Below are 3189 nucleotides of genomic sequence, written 5' to 3' on the forward strand. Positions count from 1 at the left end.
CCTTCTATGGGTGACGGATGAAATCCGTCATTTCTGAGACGAAGCAAGGCCTAGTCTAGAAACTTTCCGAGAAGGAGCGAAGCTTCTTCGAGAGGACTTAGATTGATTTTACAACAAAATTAACATTTTAAAAGACAAGCTAATTGAGGCTTGTCTTTTTTTGCGGGAAAATATTTTTTGAAAATATTTTATAAAAGTATTTAATTTATAATCTTAACTTTATATTTTAAATGTTGATTATATTTACAGTTGAATCTTCGTAAATAAGGAGGGGCGTAGGGGGCGTTCCGCCGCTCTCGGCCACTTGGGCAAAATCCCCCTTATGCCCCTCCTTAAAATCTATGGCAAGCCCGTCGGCTCGTGGAGACTTACACCCCTGGGGCGGCTCCTTAGCGGAGTGCGAACATTGTTGCTTGCTTTCAGCAAGCTTGATTTGTAGAGATAATAACTTCGAATTAGTATACGTATTTCCTCACAGATTTCTAATCATCGGTCGCCTAAAAATCGCAAACTCGGCTAAAGCCTCAAACAGTGCGATTTTTGTTACGGCTTCCTAGATTAGAAATCTTAACTAGGTAAATAAGAGAAATGGTCTCGAGGTTCCAGTTATTTCTTGGCTCATTTGGATTTCGTCAAACATTGTTGATTGCAATACTTTTCTAATAGGCTTATTTTAGTTTTGATTGCACGGTTTGGAAGAAATATACACGTCTCGACCGAGCGTAGCGCAAGCCCGTCGGCTCGTTGAGACTGGAGAAATCTCTTACGTACACTTAAAAGTAGGCTCTTATCATACATTCGACGTAGTTTTAGATTAAAGTTACCTTTAAATACTAAAACTCAATCCCATCCCTATCCAAAATCTCAATAAAATCTCCATCTAGTTTTATAATCCCCTCATCGGCCATTTTTGATAGTTCCCTTGATAGGCTTGGTCTGGTTGTAGAGAGGTAGTCTGCAAAGTCTTCTCTCGTCATGATTAGTTTTACTTTGCCTTCTTTTTGGTTTTCTATTAGGTATTTGCTTATTTTTTGTCTTAGGCTTGCTTGGGATGTTATTTGGTTTTTCTTTGATAGGGCCAGGCATTTTTTTGATATGAAGTTTATATAGGATCTTAGAAAGCTCTCCGGGCATGGTGTTTCAAATATTTTCTTAAAATTTTTGATAATTAGGATTTTAGAGTCTGTTTTGCATTCGCAGTCGAAGTCAAAGGGTTCTTCCAGGTAGGAGTAGATTTCGCCGAACAGTGTAGGTTTGGTGAAGTTTTGGAAGATAAATCTTTTACCATTGCCATCTAATTGGTAAACGTTGAGATTACCTTCTACTAGATAATACAGATCTCCGCTAGATTCTCCGTACCTAAAAATATATTCTCCCTTTGAATATTTTTTTTCTACAAATTCTATCTTCTTTTTTATAAGAACGAGGTCCTCGTCTGACAAGTTTTTAAAAATTTTAATATTTTTTATATCCATTTGCACATCCTTTCTAAGTCCTATTATACTTCAATTGCAAATAAAAAAAGCCGGCACTTTTGTGCCGACGATTTTAATTTTAGCCTATCATTTTTTCCAGGTCTTCTTCTACTGTTGTGTTTGGTGCGATATTAAAGTTTTCTACCAAAAAGTCTACTACTGTTGGACTTAGGAAGGCTGGAAGAGTTGGTCCTAGGTGGATGTTTTTAACTCCTAGAGATAGTAGGGCAAGAAGGACTATAACTGCCTTTTGCTCATACCAAGCTATGTTGTATTCGATTGGGAGCTCATTTATATCATCAAGTTCAAAGGCGTCTTTAAGTGCTAGAGCGATTTGAACTAGGGAGTAGGAGTCATTACATTGACCTGCATCAAGGACTCTTGGAATACCGTTGATATCACCAAGACCTAGCTTGTTGTAACGGTATTTTGCACAACCTGCTGTTAGGATTACTGTATCATTTGGTAGGGCTTGTGCGAAGTCTGTGTAATAGTTTCTCTTTGAGCTTCTTCCGTCACAGCCAGCCATTACTACGAATTTCCTGATATTGCCTGCTTTTACTTCATCTACTACCTTGTCTGCAAGAGCAAGTACTTGGTTGTGGGCAAAACCACCTACAACTGTGATGTCTTCAAGGTTTTCTGGTGCTTGGCATTTTTTTGCCATCTCAATTATTGCTGAGAAATCTTTATATCCATTTTCATCAGCTTCTATATGTTTTGCACCTGGGAAACCTGCGTTAGATGTTGTAAACATCTTATCTAAGTAGGTATTATTTTTCTTTGGTGGGACAATACAGTTAGTTGTCATTAGGATTGGGCCGTTAAATTTCTCAAACTCTTCGTTTTGTTTCCACCAAGAATTTCCGTAGTTACCGTGGAAGTTGTCGTATTTCTTAAATTCTGGGTAATAGTTTGCAGGAAGCATCTCTGAGTGGGTGTAAACATCAATGCCTGTGCCCTTTGTTTGTTCTAGAAGCATTTTCATATCGTGTAGGTCGTGGCCAGAAATTAGGATTCCTGGGTTTTTACCTGCAGAATAATCTACTTCAGTGATTTCTGGATTACCGTAAGTTTCGGTGTTGGCCTTATCTAAAAGTGCCATAGCCTTTACACCATGATTTCCTGTTTCTATTACAAGATTGATTAAATCGTTAATTTCCTTATCGTTTTTTGTTGTTTGGGAAAGTGCTTTTGCGATAAATTCGTCTACTTCTTCATCTTTGTATCCTAGGACGTTTGCGTGGTGGTTGTAAGCTGCCATACCCTTTAGACCGTAGGTCACAAGTTCTACAAGAGATCTTTCGTCTTCGTTAACTATGTTTAGGACGCCTACTTCTACGGCTTTTCTTCTTAGTTCTTCATCATCATATGAAAGATATTTTTCTACGTCTGAAAGACCTTCGGTTCCGATTTTGCCCATGATTTTTTCCTTGAGGGCCATGGTCTTTTTAACTGCATCTAGGATTGCTTCTTCATCAAAGTTTGCATTTGTAATTGTGATAAATAGGTTGTTTGAAATCCTATCGTAAACCTTAGAGCAAGCCTTGCCTTTTTTCACAACAAGTCCTGCAAGACCTTTTGTTGTGTAGATTAATAAATCTTGAAGATTTGCAACATCTTCGTTTTTACCGCATACACCGATTTTTGTGCAGCCTTTATTTCCTGCTGTTTCTTGACATTGATAACAAAACATTTATGTACCTCTTTCTTT

At 37.9% G+C, this 3189-nt stretch carries 2 protein-coding genes; both read right to left on the reverse strand.

Annotated elements, in window-relative coordinates:
- Positions 1 to 833 precede the first annotated feature (833 nt).
- The gene (locus tag Q0410_RS01495) at positions 834 to 1475 is read right to left on the reverse strand and encodes a Crp/Fnr family transcriptional regulator (protein ID WP_299032142.1); all 642 of its coding nucleotides are present in this window, start codon (positions 1473 to 1475) and stop codon (positions 834 to 836) included.
- Between the two features lie 79 nt (positions 1476 to 1554).
- A complete protein-coding gene (gene hcp / locus Q0410_RS01500) occupies positions 1555 to 3171 on the reverse strand; it encodes a hydroxylamine reductase (protein ID WP_299032144.1) in 1617 nt (538 codons plus the stop codon).
- Between the last annotated feature and the right edge of the window lie 18 nt (positions 3172 to 3189).

Origin of the sequence: uncultured Anaerococcus sp. (genome assembly GCF_937934665.1) — a bacterium.
Lineage (GTDB): Bacteria > Bacillota > Clostridia > Tissierellales > Peptoniphilaceae > Anaerococcus.

What these genes read in the sequence shown, in the direction of transcription:
- hcp (WP_299032144.1), bottom strand. Translation starts at nt 3,171, where the DNA reads ATGTTTTGTTATCAATGTCAAGAAACAGCAGGAAATAAAGGCTGCACA.
- Q0410_RS01495 (WP_299032142.1), bottom strand. Translation starts at nt 1,475, where the DNA reads ATGGATATAAAAAATATTAAAATTTTTAAAAACTTGTCAGACGAGGAC.